Source organism: Methanomicrobiales archaeon (assembly GCA_030019205.1).
Lineage (GTDB): Archaea > Halobacteriota > Methanomicrobia > Methanomicrobiales > JACTUA01 > JASEFH01.
The window spans coordinates 1-23,405 of sequence record JASEFH010000021.1 but is presented as its reverse complement, the minus strand read 5'-3'; the positions used below and the strand labels follow the sequence as shown (position 1 = coordinate 23,405).

Here is a 23,405-nt window from a genome sequence, read left to right as displayed (position 1 = left end):
TCTTATCGTATCCCGCGATTGCCCGCTTTACTGCTCCCACCATTCATAAAGGTTTGGGATATTGTGCTTCTGCCCGTTCCGCATCTTCACCCACGTATGTGCATGATTGCGCCGGCTGCCCGCTCATCGACCCACGCGTACAATTAAATGTTAAGAGGGATTTACGCCGAGTGCATGGACGACGCACAAAAGGAGTTTGGAGAAAGATATGGGAACAAGGAGGAGGAGTTCTCCGATCTCGGCGAGGATCCAGTGCCTGGCTTGATTATAAAGTTGTCCGATACAGATATCAAAGTGCGCTGGAAAGCGGCATGGAGGCTTGGCTATCTTGGAGATCCCCGGGCGGTCGAACCGCTGATTCACTCTCTTGACTTTTCCCGCCCCTATGTCGCAGGAGAAGACGAATTCACGTTGAATATGGTCGCGGCCTGGGCCCTGGGCAGGATCAGGGACCCACGGGCTGTAGAACCCTTGATACAGGCGCTTTCAAACCCGTGTGACGATTTCGTCTGGATCGCGGCCTGGGCCCTGGGAGAGATCGGGGATACGCGAGCGATCGCACCCCTTGAGGCCACCTTACAGAGAGGTGGATTCGAGTGCGTATGGGCCGGTGATTCGCCTCCTTCGGATACGTTCTGGGATCCTGTTGAACATGCAGTTCTGGATTCCATCACCGGCAGTACGTTCCATGAAGGAGCCTCCCCGGTTGTCCGGGCGCTGGAGAAGCTCGGCAGCCCCTTCTAACACGTCTGTACAGCTGGCGCTTTTCTTGAGGTGTCCGCCATGGATCGAATTATATACACGAACGGGTATCCTGCTACGGTGGGATACTATGTCTCTTGGCCCTGTAGAGTATCTGGTGATCGAGTTTCCGGGAAACCAGTTCAAGGGTGAGATCATCCCGGCATTGCGTGAAGTCGTCGACAACGGATCTATACGAATCATCGACCTCGTATTCGTGCGAAAGGATGATCAGGGTCGGGTGAGCGTCATGGAACTGGATGACCTGAGTAAGGATGCAGCCGATGCGTTTGCACCGATTGCGCAGGAGACCAGAACCCTCCTGTCCGATGAGGACATCCAGAAATTAACCGATGTTGTTGACAGAAACAGCTCAGCAGCATTCTTGCTCTTCGAACACCTCTGGGCAAAGAGATTCCAGGATGCCCTCCTCAATGCCCGGGCCAGGGTGCTTGCCGGGGATCGCATCCCGAGGGAGCGGGTGGATGCCGCCCTGGCATGGAGAGAGGAGCAGGAGGCAGCCGCTGGCAGTACTGCGAGCTAAAAAACTAGAGGAGGCATACCATGCGAGGCGGTCGACCTGGCCTTATCGGCACCGTAGCCCGCACAGCGGTGGTAGCCGGAACGGCTACTGCCACGTCGCACGCGGTCAATAAACGGATACAGCAACGAGAGATACAGAAGGAAACGCAAGCGCAGCAGATGGCACCACAGGAGATGCAGGCGCCCCCTGCTCCCGTCCAGACGGTCGTCACCCAAGAGCAGAAGATGGCTCAACTCAAGGAGCTGGCCGAACTGAAGCAGATGGGGGCCCTGACGGAGGAGGAATTCCAGAAGGAGAAGCAGAAGATCCTGTCCCAATAGGATTGCAGCAACATCCCCGTGTGCTGCTCAACTCGTTCGCTTAAAAAAGCGTTTGATGGCGGCAATCCCACCGATGGCGGGCTCCACCACGCCACGAGGGATGCCCGCGGACGCGCCGGTGCACTGCATCCTCCCCTCCATGCATATTGATTGGGGGAATAGGTACACATACACGGATCGATCCTAACTCGATGCCGTTCCGGGAGTACTGGCGCCTTCAAGGTTCGTTCTAGATCCCCCCCATCCGAGTAGGCGCCCGCTCTTTGGCAGAGTGTGATGATTCTGATATCCCCTTGTCGAAGCGCATAGCTGCAATCAGATCTCAACAATGACGGTCCTGGCAACAGAAGATATTTAAACTGCAAATCATTTCTACGCCGCGTTATCAGCTCCAGAAACGATGGAGATTTCTTATGCCTGAAAAATGGAGTGGATCAATCGATATCGACATCCGGAATTCCATGCCCGACTGGGAGCCCTACATCCAGCCGCAGGCTCCGGAAGAGGCCCCCAATGTATTGATGATCGTCTGGGACGACGTGGGCTACGGCGCCATGGACGTCTTCGGCGGGCCGATCGAGACACCCACCATGAAGCGGATTGCCGATATGGGCATACGCTACAGCAATTTCCATACGACAGCGCTCTGTTCGCCCACCCGTTCAAGCCTGCTCACGGGCCGCAACGCCACCAGCAACAACATGGCCTGCATCACGGAGGCGTCCGCCGGTTTTCCCGGACTCAGCGCCCGCATCCCGTTCGAGAACGGGTTCATCTCCGAGGTGCTGAACGAGAGGGGCTGGAACACGTATGCCATCGGCAAGTGGCACTTAACGCCGGGAGAAGAGACCGACATGTCCGCGTGGAAGGGGCGCTGGCCCCTCGGGCGGGGATTCGAGCGATTCTACGGGTTCCTGGGCGGGGAGACCAACCAGTGGTACCCGGATCTGGTCTACGACAACCACCCCATGGATCAGCCCTACCGTCCGGACGAGGGCTATCATTTCTCCAGGGACATCTCCGATAAAGCGATCGAGTTCATCCGCGACTCGAAGGTAATCGCCCCGGAGAAGCCCTGGTTCATGTACTTCTGCCCCGGTTGCGCCCATGCCCCGCACCACGTCTTCAAGGAGTGGGCGGATAAATACAGGGGGCGGTTCGACGCGGGTTACGAGAAGATCCGCGAGGAGATCCTGGAGAACCAGAAGAGGATGGGTCTCCTTCCCGAAAATACCGAGCTCTCGCCCATCAATCCGCACGGCGAGCCGGGAACGAGCGGGCCGGATGGCCAGCCCTGGCCCGCCCTCGACTTCGTGCCTCCCTGGGACTCGCTGAACGAGGACGAAAAGAAGCTCTTCATTCGCATGGCGGAGGTGTACGCCGGGTTTGTCACCTACACAGATGCCCAGATCGGGAGGATCCTCGACTATCTCGAAGAGTCCGGCCAGCTGGACAACACGATCATCGTTGTCGTCTCCGACAACGGGGCCAGCGCCGAGGGCGGTCCGAGCGGCTCGTTCAACGAGAACAAGTTCTTCAACAACGTGCCCGATACGGTCGAGGCGAATCTGCCCTTCATCGACGAGCTCGGCGGTCCCCGGGCGTACAACCACTACTGCAGCGGCTGGGCGTGGGCGTTCGACACGCCTTTCCCGTACTGGAAGCGGTTTGCCGGCTACGAGGGGGGGCTCGCGGATATGTGCCTTATCGCCTGGCCCCGCGGCATCAAAGCCCGGGGGGAGATACGCCACCAGTACATCCACGCCGTGGACATCGTCCCGACACTCTACGAGCTGCTGGGCATCGAACCGCCGAAGGTGCTGAAGGGCTATACCCAGAGCCCGATCGAGGGAGAGAGCTTTACACCCTCCTTCGACGATCCCGATGCGCCGGGGCGGGATACCCAGTTCTACGCGATGCTCGGCCAGAGGGCGATATACCACCAGGGCTGGCTGGCAAACACCGTCCACCCGCCTCTCTCCGGCTGGAGCAACTTCGGGCACGACGTCTGGGAGCTCTACAACCTGAAAGACGACCGGGCCCAGATGCATAACCTGGCGGACCAGAACCGGGACATGCTCGAGCTCCTCAAGGGGCTCTGGTTCTACTATGCAGGGGTCTACAACGGCATGCCGCTCGATGACCGCAGCGCGCTGGAGATCATCTCCACGCCCCGGCCCCAGCCTTCCCGACCCAGGAACCGCTATGTCTACTACCCGGGCACCGCCGAAGTTCCCGAGTCCGTCGCCGTCAACATTCGGGGGCGCTCCTACACCATCGCGGCCGGTGTGACGATCGATTCACGGGATGCGCAGGGCGTGCTGTTCGCCCACGGGGGGGTGGGCGGAGGCCACAGCCTGTATATCGCCGACGGACGACTGCACTACGTTTACAACTGGCTCGGTGACGATGTCCAGAAGATCTCCTCTGGCGATCCCGTGCCTGCCGGGCGGCACGTCTTCACCGCGGAATTCGCCAGGGACGGAGAGGATACGGAGACGAAGAGCGCCCTGGGTACCCTCACGCTCTACGTGGACATGGATAAGGTGGGACAGGGACGGATCAAGACGCAGCCCGGCTTTTTCGGTCTCACCGGCGACGGGCTCTGTGTCGGAAGGGACAGCGGGTCCCCGGTGTCGCCGGACTACTCCGCACCGTTCCACTTCACAGGCGGAACAATAGACAGAGTGATAATAGACGTGAGCGGTGAACACTACGTCGACCACGAGAAGGAAGTGGCGGCCTGGATCGTGCGGGATTGATGTCGCCTCCGGAAGTACGATAACGGGGCAGGGAGGACTTCCCGAGAAAAGAGGAGTGGTCTCCTCTCATTTTCCATGCCGGATACCCTGATGGGAGATGGGCGGTCATCCTATCGATATTTCCTCAAATATTCGAAAATACAGAGTCCCCACCGTACAACTCCATGCCACAACCGATACAATCCCACATCGTCTCGTTGGGGAAATCTATTAATATCCGCTACAGTATCGGGGTGTCCATGCCTATGAAGGAACAATTTGGAGAGAATGATTGGAAGAACCTCGAGAGTCTGCCGTACGCGGTCTCCATGACGGTGATGGCCGCAGCGCCCTCTGTCCTGGGTGCATGGGGCGAGACCAAAGCGATGCTTCAGGAACCGCCCAAACTGGCAGCGGCGAGTGGAAGCGAACTGGTCAGTCTTGTCTCTGCCGACATGCAGCCCCGGGCCAAGGAGCTGATCAAGGAGCAGCAGAATCTCCTGAAGCAGGATCAGATGGGCTATAGAAACAGGACCATCGCGGCATGCAGATCCGCTGCCGCCGCTCTCTCTGCGGTGTCTCCCGACGAGGCCGAGGCCTATAAGAGGTGGTTGCTGGAGATAGGGGAGAAGGTGGCCGGAGCGGCCAAAGAGCACGGTGTTGCTGTCAGCGATCCGGAAAAAGCAGCCCTCGACGAAATCGCCGGTGCCCTCGGTCTCCAGGCATAGAGATCGGGTTTAGAACCTCTCTTTTTTCCAACTCTCCGGGATTATTAATTTCTGGGATGAGCATTTCAAACCATGACAGTACCCCGGGGTGCATGGAATCCTATCCGTCCAGAGGCCCGGTCACCAGCCGTAATAGTAGGTGATTTGCATCATCACGATTGTTAATAGGAAGAAGATGCCTGCAGCCAGCCATTTCCTTCTGCCAGTGTGCTCGGCGTAGAGGAAGACAATGTACCCGATGGCGATAGCGGCGATAAGCCGGGAGAGTACAAGGGGAATTCTTCCGAAGCCGAGGACCAGGTACGGGAGGATGACCGGGAAAACGGCGAGGATGTCACAGGAAGCGATGGCAATCAGGGTATTGCGGTCGTCCCTGCTCAAATGATATCTCACCGGAGACTCCGGAGCTTCATCGATGATGCGGTCCACGATCTTTTCCTTCTCCTCATCCGGAAGATACTCAACAGAGGAGTCCCCCAGCGAGTCGAGAACCCTGTCCCTCAATTCCCGGTTGTTCCGGTCCTTCTTGAGCTTACCGATGATCTTCTCCAGGTCTGCCTTATCCGTCAGGCCGCCGTAAATCACGGTACTGCCATCGATGATCCCCCAAACGATGTTCACCCCAAAGGTGAGTACCAATAGGACCACCGTGAGATACACCCTGCCAAAACCGGGTTGGCTGTTCAAGAGGATCTGATTGTACCCGCCCAATATCCCACTGACAACGGCGACCATGATGAATCCATACAACCACTCGCTGAGCATGTCTCCAAAGGACATGTATCTCCTCTGGAACCCCGTTATCGGATTCAGTGTCATGACAAAATGGCATTTATCAATCTGTAAGATAAATACCAACTGGCCGGTGTGAGTGCAGACAAACACCCATCATGGATGCACAAAACGGTATGAGCGTTGTCATGCAGTCGTTTGCGATCGTCATTGACAAGAACCAGATGTAATGGAGGCTCTACCGAACCTCGGGTCGAAGCTCAAGTTACCGGAGGGCTGGAAGTGCTGGACCAAGGTTCTGGAGCAGGGGGCCAAACCCCTCGATCTTCTGGATTGCAGCCTCGGCCGCTTCCTTGCTGGCGAAGACTCCCGCCACCAACTGCTGCTCCTCCTCGAGCAGTATCTCCGCTTTAGGTTCTTGTGTCTTCGGTTGTGCTTCCCTGGATATCATCTCGGCCCAACAATGCCTGGATCCGGTCTTGTTCGTTGTGGCGCCTTCCAGGCTCTCCGGCATCATGAGCACCGATGCAACCAGAAAGGTGGAAAAGAGGTTGGGGACCCCTTCGGGGCCTTCGGCTCGGGCAGTAACGCAGCGGCGATCCTTTTATCTGACCTATCTTTTCCGCGCATAGGGATGCTTATCCTCAAACCTCCGATCAGCTTGCCATCTGGTCGATCGCTGCCGTAATTGCCAGGATAAGCGCGTCGTCCTGCCCGGGGGCGACCTCCACTCCGTAGGTGTCCCGCACCCGGAACCACTTCTTGGAGACCTCGGCGATCTTCTCCCGACCTTTCTCGATCCGGTACTCGTGGTCCAGGATGTTGCCCTGGATGTCCCAGTCCCCGCCCCCGGGGATATTTACCGTCCAGCGGTCCCGCATGGGTGTGATCAGGGCTTTCTTGATTGTTGCAGCCGTACCGCCGGCCCCCTTCTCGATCTCCATCGTATCCTTGATCCGGAGCATCTTCTCCTGGATCTTGTAGAGATCCTGCCCTTCCTTGCTCTGGATAACCAGGGTGTTCCGTACGCGGAGCGCTTTGCCGTCCACCTTGAACGCCCTGTTACCGGCATTATCCTCGATCCAGAAGTCATCGCCGATAGAGACCAGCTTCTCTCGCATCTTGTACTGGTGCCCGCCTGCACCTTCGCGGCCTCGGGGGCCGCGTTCTGCCATTCGTCGCATGTATGCTTCCTCGGTATGCTTGTGGCCTGGAGGCGGCTAGCCTCTCTCCAGTCGCTTCCAGGCAGGTTCGGAATGCGATGCCGGACCGTCCATCTCCCCTGAACCCATACCATCCTAGGGGCACTGGACCTCTGCCTCGAGCTGGATCCATGCGTTTCGGACAGCGACCAGCTCATCCCGGATGGAGGCTAGCCCTTCCTCTATGGTTGCGTCGTTCGGAATAGACCGGACCGCGTTCTCGAGATTCTGGTACGCCGCGTCCGGTTCCCGGGTGCGTGCCTCCGCGACCTCCATGCCGGAATCCCGCACCTGATTCATGGCCTGGGTGACATCGTCCTGCACCGCTCTCAGTTCCGCCGTCGTGGAGCTCTGGTTGCTGCTCTCCATCCGCGTGAGCGCCGCATCGAGATCGCCGAGATCCTGGCAGAGCTGGGCCTCGGCCTCCTGGGTCGTCGGTTCCAGGACACAGCCGGCACCGATACAGAGGAGGACGAGGAGTACAGATAAACCAACGAGCCAACCTAACGTATTCTTCATCACCTGTTCTCCCTCCTTTGGGGAGATCGCTCACCTCCCCCCGAGATGAGGGGAGGGCTACTGGGCAACGCAGTATTAATATCTTTGCCATATTTTTGGCACACCCGGCTGGATTCGGCCGTTGCCTCCCCGGAATGTTCTTCTGCCAGGAAACCGCCGCCCAGGTGCGGAGGTTGAAGGGTCTGGATGGATTTGACTGAAAAAGAGCCGGATTCCGTCAGGATCCCCCTTTTAAAGGGGGAAAACGGAACGAACTGTTGATCTGTCGGGAATAGCAGCACACGGTCACACTATCGATATGCACGATCAACAGAAGAGTTGCACCGAAGTGCCTCGCCCTCCGCGACTCGTGACGCAGCAGCGTTGGGAGAAGATCCCACCGACGAGTGAAGGGCAGGTCTCAAGGTCCTGACGTCGTTCTTGTCGAATGATGCAACACCCCAGTCATCGGGGAACGTGGACAATATATGCAACAAGTAACATATCGAACACGCGCTACGAAATCCCGGCATCTGCTGGACAATCTTAAAAAACAACGTGCCTGCATCCGTTGCAATTATTTATCCCCAGATGATCCAAACACGCAAATGCCCATCGTCTGTGCTATCAGACGTGTACTCTCCGGGCTATGCGGTGTCAGAGAGTAGACGCTGCAGAGTACAGCGCTATCCTGCGCCGCGAGAATCGTTGCATGATGCCCCGAGGGGAATAGGTGCAGCCTTGCAAGAGATATGCCAGAAGTTCAGGTTTTTATCTGCCGCTGCATCCCCTCTACTGCGCATCGCACGATATTGTTCTATTTAGCTACATCCCAGGTCGGCGAAGTACTGGTCCCTCTCGACCCGCACCACGGCCAGTTCATCCCGAACCGTAGCAAGGGCCTGCTCGAGGGTGGCGTCACCCGGGACGTCCTGTATCGCTCGATCGAGATTCTCCTGCGCTGCAATCAATTCGTCTGCCCGTGCCTCCTGAACATCCGCCGCGCTCGACCTGACCTGCTGCATGTCGTCGCGGACCTGATCAGCCGCTGATCGGAACTCGTCCATCGTCGAAGAGGTGTTCAGGCTCTCCAGCCTCGCGAGGGATGCATTCAGCTCCACAAGGTCCGAGCAGAGTTCGGCCTCTGCATCCGGGACCGTCTCGGTGGCGCAACCTGCGCAGAACAGTGCGAAAATCAGGATGCCGCCCATAAGAAGGCCCATGGTATCTGCATTTTTTAACTTCATCGTCCTACTCCTGCCGCAGGGCAAACCTGGGCTGAAATGCCCTGATCAGCCCTCCCTCTTGATAATGATTTCCCCGGAAAATTCAGTTTTCCTGTCCAGAGTTGCATAACTCTTCCAGGATCAGTCTTCCCTCCATCACTCTTCTTGTCCGATTCTGGAAACATTTAACCTGCATTTGGCGTTGCTCATCGCACACACTGCCACGAGTCCTCTCCGCCCTGTAGGTTGAGGGCCGTTCCAGGTCTCTGTAAAAAAGGATAGGATTGAGAACCCTTCAGCGCGCCTCTGCCGCCGGCGCCCCCCTCTCCGCCGCTTCAACGGCCATCCGGAGTTCCGCTCCAATCGCCATAAGCGCCTCGGGCGTGACCATGCCGGTGGCGATCAGGGATCCTCCCGCATCCCGGAGCGCCTGTTTGAGGTTCTTTGCCCAGAGGTGCTCGATCAGGAAGAGCGCAGCGGCGGTATCGTTCGGTATTTCGTCGGCGATCCTCCGCACATCGTCCTCGGTCATCCCGAAGGTCCGCTGCGCGGCGGCTTCGGCTCCTCTCTCCATGCCGGCCCGTGCACCCTCTCTGCCGCCGGCGCCCAGCCCGATGAGCCCGCCGATGGCGGCCCCAAAGCGCATTCTCTCCTCATCGCTGAGCTGCGAGGCCTCCATGCCCGTGACGTTTCCGTCTTTATCCTTGTACACGAACCGCATATCGATAAGCCGGATGGCTCCGCTCTCCATCACGGATTCGAGTTCGCGGCGAATCTGGCCGTGGAAGTCGGGATTCTCAAATCCAATAAGTATGAGCTGCATCGGTCCGTACATCACTTCTGCCATTTTCCGTATTCCTCCTCATAAATCTCGCCCGCCCGGCAGGGTGTCGTTGGTGGTGTCGGGGCACCCGGCTGCCCGACGGGTTGTCGGGCATTGATGCTCTCTTTCCCCCTGTTCAGAACTCTGCACGCGGAAAACGGGTCGCGCAATATCCTCCATGAACTATAAAAATGTTCCTGTAAAACTCGTTCAGCTGGCAGAATGAGACAATGGCAATGGTATAATCTTTGAGCCCCCTTCAGATATCTCTCTGCGCCTTCTCGGCGATACGAGACAAGGCGAAGAAGAGGAATATGCCAAAGATAATGTGCGGACCAGCCATGAGCGACTCCGTGGAGGATCAGGTTGCACCTTCGGCGGCAGGAGATGGACCCCCGACTTCCCGTGCGGATGGGGGGATGCACGTCGAGGATCCGAACCGGGGCATTGTTTCTGCCGACTCCCTGGTACCGCCGACGGACGCTCCGGAGCTCTGCCAGTCGGCATCTCGGCCAGCTTGCCCAGTTCTCCCGCGAGGATCATCAGCAGCACAAGACCGGCCAGCGCCACCGCGAGGACCATGGTGAGGACGTCCGGGTCCGTGAAATTCAGCGCTGATATTGCTATCGCGGCCGAGAGGTTCCGCTGGGCGGTCCCGACGGCAAGCACCCGTCTCGTGGCGCCGCCGGGACCGCCGAGGAGGTAACCGAATACAAAGGAGCCGAGCAGGAAGATAATAGCCGCCAGGATCGCGGTGGTGCCGATGACATCGCCGAGCTCACCGAAGTACGCCACGAAGAATGCCACGAGCAGCGCGAGCAGGGACAGGTTGGCCGCCTGCGAGGCGATGGGCAGCAGGCCCAGTGCCGCCTCCTCGTAGCGTGCCCGGACGACGAGCGCAACAGCGAGCGGAAACAGCAGCAACAGAACGAGAGACTGGGCGATATCCAGGGGATTGACAGTTACTCCTCTGATCAGCAGAGGCAGGACGATAGGGACGTAGAGTATGGTGACTCCCATCAGGAGGACCATCAGCCCGACAGAGAAGGCCATGTCGCCCTTCGCCGCCCGGGCGAGCCGGGGGAGGAAGGGGGCGCCGGCGGCGGTGCCGACGAGGATCAGGCCGATTGCCAGGCCCTCCGGGAGCGGGAAGATAGCGACGAGCACCACGGCCAGGATCGGGACGAGGATGAAATTGGCCACGAGCGCGAGGACCACCAGGCGCGTGTTCCGCAGAGGGGCGATGATCTGCGACACCGTGAGGGAGAACCCCATCGACAGCATGTTCGAGATCACGAAGATCAGCGCGGCAAGGATGCCGACCGTCTCGAGAAACACCTGAAAGGATGCGATATCGACCATGAGCCCTACACCCCCTCCGCCGCACAGGCGTCGGGTGACATCGGCTCCTGGAGACCGAAGGCCGGGCCCATCGAACATGGTGTATTGTTGTCCGGTGCGATGTCTGATTTATAGCCGTTCTCCTTTCCTACGATCTGCCGTGCATGGCCTGCGAGGGGATCCGCTGGGGCAGGGGCAGATAGAATCATCGTTTTCGGTTCAGGGCTGTATTCCAGATGCCTGTATAAAGATTGCGGCGACTGATACATGCACTCGAGTGCCAGTCCCGGAACCAATACAATAATATATGCCAGGAGGAATAGGAGGGTCCACAGAGACGGGCCGATGTTTCAGCGGGCATTCGGCGATCGGTTATGACACCGGGGTCATGGATATGGTGGAGCTGGAGTTCATCTTGGGAATCGTCCTGGTACTCAATGTCCTGGCCGCCATCAGTATTGTCTTCTTCGAACGGAAGAACCCGACTTCGGCGATGGCCTGGCTCCTGGCGCTCTTCTTTCTCCCCATCCTCGGATTTTTGTTCTACCTCTTCTTCGGACAGAACTACACCCGGCAGCGGTTGTTCACCGTCAAGGAGAAGGATGACGCCCGACTGAAATCGATCTTCGAGGAGCAGCACCGCAAGTTGCTCGAGGGGCAGTTCCGGTTCTCGAACCCGGAAGCGGAACAGTACCGTGACGCAATCTTCGCGCTTCTCCAGAACAACCGTGCATTCGTGACAGAAGACAACAGGATCGAGATCTATACGGATGGAAAAGAGAAGTTTACGGCCCTGTTCGACGCAATCCGCAACGCACGCCACCACATCCACCTGGAGTACTTCATCGTCAACAACGACGAACTCGGGCGGGAGGTCGTGCACGCTCTTGCTGAAAAAGCAAGAGAGGGTCTCGCGGTCCGCCTGCTCTTCGACGCCGTGGGAACGCGTGCAGGCAAAGGATCGAAGCAGGCCTTCCATGAACTGACAGATGCCGGCGGACAGATCGGCGTCTTCTTCCCCTCGATCTACCGCTTCAACTACCGCAACCACCGCAAGATCGCGGTCATGGACGGAAAAGCGGGCTTCATCGGGGGGTTCAACATCGGGGACGAGTACCTGGGAAAAGGCCCTCTCGGCTACTGGCGGGACACCGCCGTGAAGATCACGGGACGGGCCGTGAGCCTGCTGCAGCTCCGCTTCTTCCTCGACTGGCACTTCACGACCAGGGAATATCTGGTCGCCGACCCGGTCTACTTTCCCGGGTTGGAGGGGAATGGCAGAACGGCTGTCCAGATCGTCTCCGGCGGACCGGACACACGCTGGAACCCGATAAAGGAGGGCTATATCAAGCTGATCAACTCTGCCCGGGAGTCCGTCTACGTCCAGACCCCCTACTTCATCCCGGATGAGAGCATCTCGGATGCCCTGCGCATCGCAGCGCTCTCCGGCGTCGATGTCCGCCTGATGATCCCCTGCAAGCCCGATCATCCCTTCGTCTACTGGGCGAGCCTCTCCTTTGCCGCCGACCTGCTCGACAGCGGCGTCAAGGTCTACACCTACGACAACGGCTTCATCCACGCCAAGACCATCGTGGTGGACGGAAAAGCGGGCTCCGTCGGGAGCGCGAACTGGGACGTGCGCAGCTTCCGCCTGAACTTCGAGGCGAACGCCTTCTTCTACGATGCGGCTGTTGCGGCCGAGCTGAAGAGGCGTTTTCTTGACGATCTTGCCGTGAGCAGCGAACTGACCGCTGCACGGTATGCAGAGCGGTCCCGCTGGATCCGGATCAAGGAGTCCGTATCCCGGCTATTCTCGCCGCTCGGATGAGACTGCCCCGCTGTCTTGCGAGAAAGGATACGGTATTCCTGCCCGGCGTATGAGGTAATAACCGCCGCAGAGGGCGATGATGACCAGCGCGATGCCGATGAGCTCGCCAGAGGTTTCCGTACCCAGGAGGATGACCTTTCTTGCGATGGCGATGATGGCGACGAGGATGATGATCTCGACGTGGAACTCCCGTCTCTCCAGGTATACTTTTATCGTCTGCAGCAGTTCCAGGCCGATGAGGATCAGCAGGAAGTAGCCGAACAATTCGAGCACCTCCTGGTTCTCCAGCCGGAAGGCAGAGACCAGAAACAGCCCTATGGCCATCAGCCACCCCAGTTCGAGGAGCGTGAAGACGAGTACCACGATCAGGAATACGATGAGCGAGATGTACATGAAACGCTCGAACCACTCCAAGAAATGGCGCATATAGGGTTTATCCTGCAGATCAGCATAAATAACTGTCGAGAACCCGGCTCTGTCGATATCCCCATCCAAGGGAGAGCATGCTCCGAGACGACTGGCATATTCGCAGGAGAGACCTCTCCCCCTCTCGTGCGATAGCCCGGATCTGGAGAGACCCATCCAGGCCTATCGCACTATTCCCCTTCCCTCTCCGAGGGGAGGGGGCGGCCCGGAACGGGCAGCGGGGAGGGGAGGATCCAGGCCCTCGTATCCGAAGAAATATCCGCAGGATATGTGCACAATACGCCGGAAAGATTTTCTCACATGGAGGACATCCCAAAATTATAAGACCCTGGAAGACCCTGAGCCGCGGGCATGGCATTTCGGGAAATCGACGATGATCTTTGGGAAATTATCCGGAAGCATCTCCCTCCCCAGAAACCGCACATCGGTCGGCCCCGGCGGGATCCCCGCCAACTCATCAATGGGATCCTCTACGTCCTGACCACCGGGTGTGCCTGGAACGATGTCCCCGAGAAATACGGGACCAAATCGACCGTCCACCGGTATCACCTCGAACTCTGTAAGCGGGGAGCCTATCAGGCAATTTTCCTCGACCTGCTGCAGTCCGGCTACGATCTCCAGAAACTCGATCTCGTCCACTGTATCACCGATACCAAGGATATTCGTGCCAAAAAGGGGGAGATATCGGATATGATGGCTATAAAAGGGTAAATGGGAATATGCTCAGCGCCCTGGTCGATCAACAGGGACTCCCTTTGGCCTGTCTGATCGCTCTGGCGAATATCCACGATTCTCAGCTCTATGAACCAACGATGGATGCATTCGAGATTCCCGGGACAGCTGAAAAACCATCGATCATCACCGCCGATACCGCCTACGATTCGCACGAGATCCGACGCTATAACCGGAAACGGAGAATCCGGAGTAATATCCCAATAAATCCGAGAAATAGGACATCTCCAAAGAGAGGAAGACCGGTTCTGTTTAATCGTGACCTTTACAAGAAACGGAGTGCTATCGAACGGTTCTTCAGCTGGATTGAAGCCTTCAAGAAGCTGATTCCCCGGTACGAACGCTATGAACAGTCATTCCTGGGGCTCATACACCTGGCCTGTGCCGTGACGATCTGGAGAGTTTTGGGACGACCTCATGAAAATGAGACCCCCTCATTGCGGGAACTCTTATTCTCCTTGGTCTGTGAACCTTCGGTTCATGGATGGCTACAGAGCGGAGAACTCTGTGTATCCGCGTATTCTGTCCCGGGCTGTACCAACGAAGAATGCGGGATCGGTTCTGCTCCCGGCAGCCCTGGAGGATGGGAAGAACGTGCGGAAGGCGACTGGCATCCATCATGACGTTTCTGGTATCACCGGTGCTCTATGGGAGTCGAGCAGCTACACGGGTATCCACATACGAGCCTCCTGCGGAGACCTCCATGCAGCTAGTTGCCCTGCGAAGAATCGCATCGAAAAAGGAAGGCGATTTCAGGCCGAAGGTGCTGCCTGCCCCGCCTCCGCCGCCGCCTGGGCCTTCTCGCCAAACGCCTCCCGCACTTTGTTCTCCTGCTCCTCTGTCAGCGAGGTCTGGATTACATGGCCCTTGAACTCGCCCATCTGGGCCAGCACCTTGTCGGGAGTGACCTTCTTGATCAGCATGAATACGGCCGAGCTGCCGGGCGGAACCTGCTCGCCCACCTCCTTTAAAAACTTGTCATCGATGCCGTAATCGGCAAGTTTTCCGGCGAGCGCACCCATGACGGCCCCTATGGCCAGCCCGAGGAACGGTGCGAAGAAGATCAGCCCGAAGAGGAGTCCCCAGAAGGCCCCGCTCAGCGCACCGCCGGCGACCAGATCCTGGGCCTGCTTGATGTTCACCTTGCCGTCCTGCTGGTGGACAACGACCACCAGATCCTCCAGTTCGATGAGGTGGTCCTTCTGGAGATTCACCAGTTTATCCCTCACCCTGAAGGCAGTATTCTCATCATCGAATGCGACTACGACCAGTTCGCTCATTGATCTTCCCTGTCCTCGTACCGGTGTCATCCAGGACGACAGGATGAACGCAAACACCGGACGATCTTCGTTCCATGTCGATTCAGTCCTGGAACGCGGTGACATGAAGCAATTCGTATTAAATATCTTTGCCTATCTGCGGAGTGGATCCGCAGCTGCGGGGAAGTAGCCGTTCCGGCTCGAGGGCAGGGGAATATCGGTCGCTCATCGAATGGGTGGACTGCGACTACATCAGCGCAATAGAGAGGAGGCAATTGTCCAAAAGATGGAAAAGCACCCTCGGCCTGGAGCCTAATTTCTTTCGATATCCTGGACGCAGGAGAAATGGTCGGGGTCTATGTTTCATCTATTACCGCCCCGTTTTTCAAAGACATCCTACCGAACTACAGGTCTCTCCGGGCAGTACTCCTTCCCCTCCACGGGCAGAGACTCGGCTTCGATATAGACGCGGTTTATCTCCGGGTATGCGCTGCCCAGGTCGGCTTCGATGCGGCGGATCGCCTCGTGCATCTGCTCTGCCGTGGTGCCTGCAACGAAACACACCCCCATATTCACGAGCAGATCGTGCGATCCCATGTACATCGTGAGGATATCCCCGGCGCGCTCGACCGCCAGGTCCGACTCTACCCTCCGCCGGATGTCCGCGAGCTCGTCGGGGTTCACGCCCTCGCCCAGCAGCAGGCCGTTAAAGGCCTGAAAGGACAGATCCAATCTCTGATGGATTAGAAGCAATGGCAGCCAGAAATTGGCGCCAGAGATCAAAGTGCCGTGTTGGGGCCCATCGGAGCCGGGGACGGGAATCCGTTGGAAGGGATGTCGCGGCACTGCGGGAGGAATCGCTCCAGTCTGCCACGGGGATCGCGAAACCTGTCTCATGTACGGTATCCGTCCTACAGCCAAAATGTGTGCGATGTGAAAGAAGAGCCCCCAGTTCAATGGATCCAGAGGATAATACCGGAGGGTTCTTGAGAACCCCTCCTGCCATGCAAACCGCCCATCAGGCAGGGATGGGCCCGGGCTCCGGGGCTTCCGGCACGGGATTGGCGGGCAGCAGGAATGCGGCAATAAGCCCGACCACCGCAAAGAACACCAGAACGACCAGGGCCAGGGCGTAGCCCAGATTTCCCGTGACCAGGGTGGATACGATGACGGTGCCGGCAATCGCCACCCCGAGCGAGGAGCCCAGGTTCGAGACGCTGCGCGACAGGCCCGAGATCTCCCCCTGATCCTTCTCGGGAAAGAGGGACTGCACGACGTTGACCGAGGATGTCAGCATGATCCCGACGCCTATGCCGACCAGAAAGAGGCCCGGCACGAAGGTAAAGACGTTGGATGTCTCCCGTACCAGCGCCAGCAGGAGGAGCACGCCGACTACCGTTATGATAAAACCCGCCCGGATCAGTACCGCCTGGGGACGCCTCTTCGCCAGCCTGCCTGCAGCCATCGAGGACAACAGAATGCCGATCGTGGCCGGCGTAAGGACCAGACCGGTCTCGATCGCGCTGAAGCCCCGCACCGTCTGCACGTAGACGGACACCACGAAGGAGAGGCCCAGCAGGACCAGCCACTGCATGTTCTGCGTAACCAGACCGAGGTTGGAGGCGCGGTTCTGGAACATCCTGGTGTGCAGCAGAGGCTCCTTGCCTGCCCGTTCCCTCGAGCGGATATGCCAGAAGAATCCGATCAACAGAATTGCTCCGATAGAAACGAACAACCATACCGGCGAGATGCCGCCTTGCGGGATCACGACCGTACTGCCGATGACGAAATCCTGCGTGGCCCGGAAAAAGCCGTACGTCGAGGCCTGCAGGATGCCGACGACCACAAAGAAGAGTCCTGCCGCCGAAAGAATGGTTCCGACGATATCGAATTTGGGCTTGGGGCCCTGCACTCCCGGATCCACGATCCGGCGGCTCTGAAGGATGACTATGGCGACGACCAGAGCCTGCACGACAAACGCTGCACGCCAGCTGAACACGCTGACGATCACCCCCCCGACCAGCGGACCGGCTGCCGCCCCGATCCCGCCCGCCGCACTGATGGCGCCAAACGCACGGGCGCGCGAGGTGAGGTCGGGGGTAAAGACCGTTGCAAGGATATAGACGGGCGGGATCAGCAGCGCGGTCCCGATGCCCTCCAGGAGCGAATAGCCCAGGATTAAAATCCCGAGCCCCGGCGCCGCTGCCGCTATCAGGGCTCCCACTCCGTAGACCATGAGCCCCCGCCGGAACAGGTACGTACGACCCAGGATATCTGTCAGCTTGCTGCCCGGGATCATCAGGGCCGCCATCGTGAGTGTAAAGACGGCGATGGTCGTCTGGACACCGCTTACCGTCGTCCCCAGATCGATGGAGATGTCGTTTATGGCCACGTTCATATTCGAGGCAGCGTAACTGCAGATGAACTGGGCCAGCGCAAGCGGCAGGATCACGTTCTGGGGGCCTGCTATTGATGTCGAAGGGGGCTGATCGGAGGTGCTATCCATTTTATACCGCTCCTTGAATCGAGTAAGCGCAAAGGATATCCTGTATATTAATTTTACTGTCTGCCAGGGGTCGTATCCTTCGTACGGGAAAAACGGACGGCCGGGGGGTGGCGGCAAGAGCGCCAGAGAGGTAACGGGATCCGTTATGCCGTCCCTGGAAGTGTGCGGCACAGGGATTGGTAGCCTCTGCTCGTCACCCGGACAACATGGACGGGTCTCGTATGCTCGGGCGGCCGGAGAATGAGTCAATTCGCACCAATGAAGATGACACCGACGAGTACAATACAGGGTATTTTCCCCGTTCGGCTGTCATAAGGATCCTCCCCATCGAATGGGATTCACGACCCCCCGCGGGATCTGGAGGATTCCTGCAGGAATGAAAGTCGAGGGCAGCAGGCATATTCTCGCGGGACTCCGATAGTTCAGGGGGATTAACCGATTCGTCAACAGCTCGATAGGAGGACGGCATCTCACAGAACCGGGCGGGTTAGAGTCCTCGACGTGGAGTGCTCCATAAAAAAAGAGCCTGATGAAATCTTCACCAGATCCAGCTGCGTTTCTCGTATTAACGTCTCCGGTTGTTCGCTTGATCTCTCTCTATTGGGCTGGGTGCCGGTCATTGGGATTCTGACGGCGAGATCTTTCTTACGCGGTGCGTCAGCTCCCGACACCGTTGTTTTTGCATATAGGCTCTTTATGATGACGCGATGAGAGCCGAAGGAGGCTCTTAATTCTCCTTATCCTGTCCGCCGTCTCGATAGATGGGCTGGTTATAGGTCATATACCCGCCTCGCCGCCCTTTTTACCCCAGATCATGTGGATGGTAGCAGGTTCACCCGGCTCTCCTCCCAGTACGGCCGGTATCCATAGTAGCCGAAGATCATGTTCAGGTAATCCGGCGTGATGTTCTCGGTCCAGTTGATGTCGAATGTCGGGGCACGAGCTAACTTTTCCTTGGGGATATCCAGGATGTAGACGTTGTCTGCCGACCTCTTCTCGAAGGCATCCCAGGGGATCACGTAGTATTTCCCGCCAAGCCCGAGGTACCGCGCTGTAGTCAGGACAGCCGCGACGATCCGGGCTTCGGCCAGATCGAGCAGCAGATCCCGGATGTGCCCGAGGTCGTCGCCGGCGGTATTCCTGACGACGGCATCCTTGACCAGGCTATCCAGAATGAACACCTGTACTCGTGCGGGTGGGGGACTGGGTGCTGCTTCCGCACCTCCTTGCGCCATGTGTTTTTCACCTCTCCCATCGCATCGCACAAAGCCGTCTCGAAGGCTCCATGCTGCGCACTCGCATCTCATGGATTCTTTATATAGCTTTCCATGCCCTGCTGTATGGAGTATCTCATTTTCACGGGGGATTAACGCACCGGCAGCATGTCAGGAAAGATTTTGAAACCCCCGGAATATCGGATGCTTTCGGTACCGAAACGCTTGAAAGACATCCGCGGCAGTGTCGGGTTACATGCGATCCGGGTGGGGATCCGATCATCATCAGGTTGGGCACTTGCTGATGGACCGAGGCATTCGGGAGACGATCCCGTCCCGGCGATAGTCGTCGGCGTGACACGCGGGCGATCCTGGCGGAGGGTGCCGCCACACCCCGTGGTAAGAAAAGGGATCGGCCTCCGTACGGCCGGACACCTGACAGCCGGGACTACGAGCCCTTCACCTTTCCGGCAATCAAGCCCCCGAGATAGCCCAGAAGCCCCCACAGGGGGAAGAGCGCGATGATCACCAGGAGCGTCGAGCCGAGAACGGCAAGGAAGCTCAGGTCCTCCGGCGAGGGTACAAGCCCGAAGGCGGCAATCAAGATCGCCACAACGACTGCATTCAGGACTCCTGCCAGCAGCCCCGCCTTTCCACCGTTTGATGCGCCGCCTCCGGCGATCCATCCCGCCACGAAGCCCCCGATGATCGTGCTGAATAGGGAGATGATGGTGCTCGTGACGGTTGCTACGATGCTGTTGATGACGAACATCACGGCGAATCCTGCCACTACCCCGACCCAGGACATTCTCGGATCCGTCTTTGCCATACGGGGACCCTTTATAAAAGGGCTGCATATTAACGTTGCCCACTGGCTCTGCATCAAAGGCGGCGCCTCTCACCCTGCCGTCCAGGGGGTCTCTCTGCGGCCAGGGCAGCCTCGCGGAGTGCTGCCCCCGCCAAAATGCAGCGTTCGAGCCATCGCCCTCGCCCTTATGACAATCGGGATCTCGTCCCCCGCACCGCGGCGGGAGCGGCCCAACGACGCCTGGTCACGCCTGCGTCCGCAGGCTGCAGGGAGCCGCCAGCAGGCTCCATGTGCCCATAATGCTTTTATAGACAGGCGGCAGGGTTCAGCGGGGTGAAAATGGATGAGACTGGCAATTATCGGCAAGGGCAATGTGGGAACAGCGCTGGGCAGAGGGTTGAGCAGAGCGGGTCACGACATCCGGTTCGGGCACCGTGACCCACGGGAGCCCGTTCGCGAAGCCGCCGAGTGGGGGGAGGCGATCATCCTGGCGGTGCCCTTCTCCGCGGTGAATGACGTTGTCAGGGCCGTCGGGCCGGCCGCAGATGGGAAGCCCCTCATCGACGTCACGAATGCATTAGACGAAAACATGGAGCTGGCAATCGGGTTTACGACATCCGCCGCGGAGGAACTGCAGAAAAGACTCCCCGGAGCCCGGGTGATAAAAGCCTTCAATACGGTGTTCGCACAGAACCAGAGTTCGGGAAGACTGGGCGGCGAGCAGCTCACCGCTTTCATCGCCGGAGACGATGCGGAGGCCAAACGGACCGCCGTGCAACTGGCGCGGGATATCGGGTTCGATCCCGTCGATGTCGGCCCCCTGAAGAGCGCACGATACCTGGAGCCGATGGCAATCATGCTCATCGGACTCGGGTACGGCCTCAACATGGGAACGGGCATCGGCTACCGGCTCGTCCGGAGCTAGGAAGAACCAGCATGGCGGCCATTCCAGAATGGCTTTGAGAGCGCCCCCGTCGTCCCCGCCCTTATCCATTGGTATACCCTGTACCAGGCCCGAAGGGCGGTCATCGAGCGTGCGGCAGTGACAGGCGGTAGGATAGCGTGCAGACCGCCCGCACGCAGGATGGCGCCGTGATCGGAGTTGTAACGTTGGAGGCAGGCCGCGAGAGGCTGTGGACTTCGTCAACAGGGACTGTCAGCCCATTGCCTGTCCTTCTAGATTCGATTCGGATTCAACCTTTTAACGGAGCAGGGGCAGCCGACCGGGAGGCATACGGGATCGGTGCACGCCTGTCCATCCGACCTTCCTGCGTCTACGGGGCCTGAACCATCGCGATCAGGCCTTCCAGCTTCTGCGGGTCCCCGATATCCCTCCGGGTCAGGACCTGTGTTCCCGACACCGCCACCCTCCGGGCTTCGAGGGCCCGTGCCAGGATCGGGAGGGTATCGCCCGGCATCCCGCCGCAGGTTGCAAAGAGCACCGCACGCTTTCCCTCGCAGCTCCTGAGCGCGGCAACCGCCGCATTGATAGGCGGCGTTGCTTTGAAGGCCCAGACGGGTGTGCCGATGACGAGCCGGTCGTAGTCTGAAACATCGATGACCTCGGGCGTGATCGGGTCCCGCTCCTCGTTCCGCGCCCGCTTGCAGCCCTTCGTGTATGCTGAAACCGTCGTATACTTCTCCTTTGGCCGCACCTCGACGAGGTCACCCCCGCACGCCGCCTGGATCTTCTCCGCAACTCTCCGTGTAATGCCGGAGTAGGAATGGTAGATGATGCAGAGATTCATGAACAACTCCCCTGCAGAGTCCGGCCTATGCCGGATCATGGATTCACTATACCTGTGGGTAATCCCATATTTATAAAGGGGAAGCATTCCTGCTCATAACGCTGGAAGAGGTAGCGGGCTGATGGGATTTCCTGCGTCTCCTACGTGTATCATGCCGGCGCTCTGTGGGATGCTGTTCACCCTGCCCGGGCCGTATTGAAGACCATCGTCAGGAGGAGGGCGGACAGCAGAAGCGTGGCGATCCAGAGGATGCCGATGGCTAGGAGGATGGGATACAGGAACGCCAGGAGCCCGTTCGCGATGAGGGCCCGTCGGGTCCAGCGCAGCAATCCGCCGCCCACGAATACGGGTGCGGCAACGAGCGTCGATACGCTCATGAAGGCATACCCGAGGGCATCCATGGCGACCATGAAAGAGCCGGGCTCGAACAGCAGCAGGGAGACCTCCTCGGCCCTGGAGCACGAGCGGCACCACGACCACGAGTTCGACGAAGTAGACCATGCTGACCAGGGCTGCGTAGAGGATCGCGAACGCGACGGCCAGGCAGCCCCAGATCCTGTGTTCCTCGGCGGCGAATCCCAGCACGGCGACCATCAACACCAGGAAGGCGGATGCCAGGAAGAGGGAGGGTGTGAAAAGGAAGACCCAGTCCCAGGGCGGTGCGAACACACCGAAGAGTGCGGCGATCTGGGCGATGCTGTAGTCTGCGGCGAAGCCGAACGTGAGGATGCCCGACCGGAACCCGATCTTTCCTGCGAGCTGTCCAGCCGACCCCATGCAAAATCCTCGCGATGCGGCGGTGATGGTCAGGGATTCATAGGAAGTTACCGCAGGCGGGGGCTCTCCCCGACCAGGTTCCGAATGTTGCAAGCTGTCTTCCCCGTCCCTCCCCCCATGTAGGAAGGATGTGCCAGGATGGAAGCGCCGAATGAATCGGCGGTGTCCCCCGCAAGGCCAAGATCGGCGACTCCCTTGCTGCTGCAAGCACTCCCCCTGGGTCCGGCCCGACCGCAATCACGCACGAACTCTTTTAAAGGGCCTCGAGCGGGATTTGGATTCGTGACCTATACTTTACCAGAGAGTGCGTTGTTCGAGCACGGTCTTCAGTCTCCCGTGTACAGCTGGCTTTCACCCTCTGTTTTCATGGGCATGGTCCATCTTGAACCACCGTAATGACATTATCGAACTACCATCACGAACAGGTCGGCTCTGCTCTCATGCTGCCGGCTTGTCAGATATGTACCCGACTGTCCAGGTCTGGGAGGGGGCTGGGTCTCCAAAACTCTTTATCCAAGTTATCAGTATCGGAGATCATGGCGGAAAAAAGGTTTCGATACGACCTGCTGACCATCATCATCCTATTCCTCATTCTCAGTACGATTTTCATCGTCTACTTCCCGCTCGTCGCCGCGATCGTCCTGGGTCTGACCCTTGCGATCGTGCTGCTACCGCTCCATCGGAGGCTGTGCGAGCGCCTATCCCCCCCCACGATCGGCCGCACTGATAACGGTTGCGATATTCGTTCTGATCGGCTTCGTCCTCGTGTTCATGGTGAACCTCCTCATCAGAGGGAGCGGGGTGTTCTTCTCCATGCTGCTGACCATCAACAGATGGCTGGTTTCCCTGGGGAGCAATCCGGTGATCTCCGGTTACCAGGTATCGAATGCGCTCAACACGGTCATCGGTGTACTGGTAACGCACATATCCGCCATACTCAACAACATCCCGGGAATATTATTCGGTGCGTTCATCCTCTTCCTGTCGTTGTATTTGTTCCTGCTAAAAGGCGAAGACATATACCGACAGATTCTCGACGCCATCCCGGATCAGTTGACCGATTCTGTCAGAAAAATCCAGCGCATGGTCGTCAACACCATGAGGACATCCCAAAACTATAAGTCCCTTGCGAACCCTCAGCCCCGGTCATGGCCTTCCAGGAAATCGACGACGATCTCTGGGAAATTATTCGGAAGCATCTGCCTCCCCAG

25 protein-coding genes are annotated in these 23,405 nt (G+C 58.5%); 9 read left to right on the top strand and 16 right to left on the bottom strand.

Annotated features, from left to right (window positions below; translation table 11 throughout):
• Positions 1 to 174 precede the first annotated feature (174 nt).
• The 5 genes from QMC96_10785 (at position 175) to QMC96_10765 (ending at position 5,074) form a co-directional block, all read left to right on the top strand.
• Positions 175 to 744 (top strand): HEAT repeat domain-containing protein, encoded by a 570-nt coding sequence (locus QMC96_10785; GenBank protein ID MDI6877241.1) that lies wholly within the window; start codon positions 175 to 177, stop codon positions 742 to 744.
• The gene (locus tag QMC96_10780; protein MDI6877240.1) at positions 689 to 1,285 is read left to right on the top strand and encodes a DUF6325 family protein; all 597 of its coding nucleotides are present in this window, start codon (positions 689 to 691) and stop codon (positions 1,283 to 1,285) included. Before QMC96_10785 ends, QMC96_10780 begins: the two co-directional genes overlap by 56 nt.
• Positions 1,286 to 1,443: 158 nt before the next feature.
• Positions 1,444 to 1,605 carry an SHOCT domain-containing protein gene (locus QMC96_10775; protein MDI6877239.1) on the top strand — a complete coding sequence of 54 codons (162 nt, stop codon included), beginning with the start codon at positions 1,444 to 1,446 and terminating at the stop codon, positions 1,603 to 1,605.
• Between the two features lie 461 nt (positions 1,606 to 2,066).
• On the top strand, positions 2,067 to 4,367 hold the full coding sequence (locus QMC96_10770; GenBank protein MDI6877238.1) for an arylsulfatase: 2,301 nt from the start codon (positions 2,067 to 2,069) through the stop codon (positions 4,365 to 4,367).
• A gap of 245 nt (positions 4,368 to 4,612) precedes the next feature.
• Positions 4,613 to 5,074 (top strand): hypothetical protein, encoded by a 462-nt coding sequence (locus QMC96_10765; GenBank protein ID MDI6877237.1) that lies wholly within the window; start codon positions 4,613 to 4,615, stop codon positions 5,072 to 5,074.
• A gap of 120 nt (positions 5,075 to 5,194) precedes the next feature.
• On the opposite strand, the gene QMC96_10760 is transcribed toward QMC96_10765, so the two are convergent.
• The 7 genes from QMC96_10760 to QMC96_10730 all read right to left on the bottom strand — a co-directional run bounded on the left by QMC96_10760 (position 5,195) and on the right by QMC96_10730 (position 10,917).
• A complete protein-coding gene (locus QMC96_10760) occupies positions 5,195 to 5,893 on the bottom strand; it encodes a hypothetical protein (protein ID MDI6877236.1) in 699 nt (232 codons plus the stop codon).
• Positions 5,894 to 6,071: 178 nt separating this feature from the next.
• Positions 6,072 to 6,323 carry a hypothetical protein gene (locus tag QMC96_10755; GenBank protein ID MDI6877235.1) on the bottom strand — a complete coding sequence of 84 codons (252 nt, stop codon included), beginning with the start codon at positions 6,321 to 6,323 and terminating at the stop codon, positions 6,072 to 6,074.
• 139 nt (positions 6,324 to 6,462) lie between these two features.
• A complete protein-coding gene (locus QMC96_10750) occupies positions 6,463 to 6,981 on the bottom strand; it encodes an LURP-one-related family protein (GenBank protein ID MDI6877234.1) in 519 nt (172 codons plus the stop codon).
• Positions 6,982 to 7,104: 123 nt separating this feature from the next.
• A complete protein-coding gene (locus QMC96_10745; protein ID MDI6877233.1) occupies positions 7,105 to 7,527 on the bottom strand; it encodes a hypothetical protein in 423 nt (140 codons plus the stop codon).
• Between the two features lie 800 nt (positions 7,528 to 8,327).
• Positions 8,328 to 8,753, bottom strand: coding sequence for a hypothetical protein (locus QMC96_10740; GenBank protein MDI6877232.1), 426 nt, complete (start codon positions 8,751 to 8,753; stop codon positions 8,328 to 8,330).
• Between the two features lie 274 nt (positions 8,754 to 9,027).
• Positions 9,028 to 9,579: a DUF1269 domain-containing protein gene (locus tag QMC96_10735; GenBank protein MDI6877231.1), complete on the bottom strand. Its 552-nt coding sequence runs from the start codon at positions 9,577 to 9,579 to the stop codon at positions 9,028 to 9,030.
• 186 nt (positions 9,580 to 9,765) lie between these two features.
• A complete protein-coding gene (locus QMC96_10730) occupies positions 9,766 to 10,917 on the bottom strand; it encodes a bile acid:sodium symporter (protein ID MDI6877230.1) in 1,152 nt (383 codons plus the stop codon).
• A gap of 367 nt (positions 10,918 to 11,284) precedes the next feature.
• Between QMC96_10730 and cls the strand changes: the two genes are divergently transcribed.
• Positions 11,285 to 12,724 (top strand): cardiolipin synthase, encoded by a 1,440-nt coding sequence (cls, locus tag QMC96_10725; GenBank protein MDI6877229.1) that lies wholly within the window; start codon positions 11,285 to 11,287, stop codon positions 12,722 to 12,724.
• On the opposite strand, the gene QMC96_10720 is transcribed toward cls, so the two are convergent.
• On the bottom strand, positions 12,704 to 13,150 hold the full coding sequence (locus tag QMC96_10720; GenBank protein MDI6877228.1) for a phosphate-starvation-inducible PsiE family protein: 447 nt from the start codon (positions 13,148 to 13,150) through the stop codon (positions 12,704 to 12,706). The genes cls and QMC96_10720 overlap by 21 nt on opposite strands.
• A gap of 318 nt (positions 13,151 to 13,468) precedes the next feature.
• A complete protein-coding gene (locus tag QMC96_10715; GenBank protein MDI6877227.1) occupies positions 13,469 to 13,789 on the bottom strand; it encodes a hypothetical protein in 321 nt (106 codons plus the stop codon).
• Between QMC96_10715 and QMC96_10710 the strand changes: the two genes are divergently transcribed.
• A complete protein-coding gene (locus QMC96_10710) occupies positions 13,789 to 14,505 on the top strand; it encodes an IS5 family transposase (protein ID MDI6877226.1) in 717 nt (238 codons plus the stop codon). The genes QMC96_10715 and QMC96_10710 overlap by 1 nt on opposite strands.
• Positions 14,506 to 14,634: 129 nt before the next feature.
• On the opposite strand, the gene QMC96_10705 is transcribed toward QMC96_10710, so the two are convergent.
• The 5 genes from QMC96_10705 to QMC96_10685 all read right to left on the bottom strand — a co-directional run bounded on the left by QMC96_10705 (position 14,635) and on the right by QMC96_10685 (position 19,690).
• Positions 14,635 to 15,162, bottom strand: coding sequence for a DUF1269 domain-containing protein (locus QMC96_10705; GenBank protein ID MDI6877225.1), 528 nt, complete (start codon positions 15,160 to 15,162; stop codon positions 14,635 to 14,637).
• A 375-nt stretch (positions 15,163 to 15,537) separates the two neighbouring features.
• Positions 15,538 to 15,873 carry a hypothetical protein gene (locus QMC96_10700; GenBank protein ID MDI6877224.1) on the bottom strand — a complete coding sequence of 112 codons (336 nt, stop codon included), beginning with the start codon at positions 15,871 to 15,873 and terminating at the stop codon, positions 15,538 to 15,540.
• A gap of 286 nt (positions 15,874 to 16,159) precedes the next feature.
• Positions 16,160 to 17,647, bottom strand: coding sequence for an MFS transporter (locus QMC96_10695; protein ID MDI6877223.1), 1,488 nt, complete (start codon positions 17,645 to 17,647; stop codon positions 16,160 to 16,162).
• An 812-nt stretch (positions 17,648 to 18,459) separates the two neighbouring features.
• Positions 18,460 to 18,828, bottom strand: coding sequence for a PRC-barrel domain-containing protein (locus QMC96_10690; GenBank protein ID MDI6877222.1), 369 nt, complete (start codon positions 18,826 to 18,828; stop codon positions 18,460 to 18,462).
• Positions 18,829 to 19,309: 481 nt separating this feature from the next.
• On the bottom strand, positions 19,310 to 19,690 hold the full coding sequence (locus QMC96_10685; GenBank protein ID MDI6877221.1) for a DUF5518 domain-containing protein: 381 nt from the start codon (positions 19,688 to 19,690) through the stop codon (positions 19,310 to 19,312).
• Positions 19,691 to 20,012: 322 nt separating this feature from the next.
• Between QMC96_10685 and QMC96_10680 the strand changes: the two genes are divergently transcribed.
• A complete protein-coding gene (locus tag QMC96_10680; GenBank protein ID MDI6877220.1) occupies positions 20,013 to 20,594 on the top strand; it encodes an NADPH-dependent F420 reductase in 582 nt (193 codons plus the stop codon).
• Between the two features lie 349 nt (positions 20,595 to 20,943).
• Here QMC96_10680 and QMC96_10675 read toward each other — a convergent pair whose 3' ends face one another.
• A complete protein-coding gene (locus tag QMC96_10675; GenBank protein ID MDI6877219.1) occupies positions 20,944 to 21,417 on the bottom strand; it encodes a flavodoxin in 474 nt (157 codons plus the stop codon).
• 176 nt (positions 21,418 to 21,593) lie between these two features.
• The gene (locus tag QMC96_10670; protein MDI6877218.1) at positions 21,594 to 21,827 is read right to left on the bottom strand and encodes a hypothetical protein; all 234 of its coding nucleotides are present in this window, start codon (positions 21,825 to 21,827) and stop codon (positions 21,594 to 21,596) included.
• Between the two features lie 1,138 nt (positions 21,828 to 22,965).
• Between QMC96_10670 and QMC96_10665 the strand changes: the two genes are divergently transcribed.
• The coding region (locus tag QMC96_10665; protein ID MDI6877217.1) for a hypothetical protein at positions 22,966 to 23,405 on the top strand (440 nt) is incomplete at its 3' end.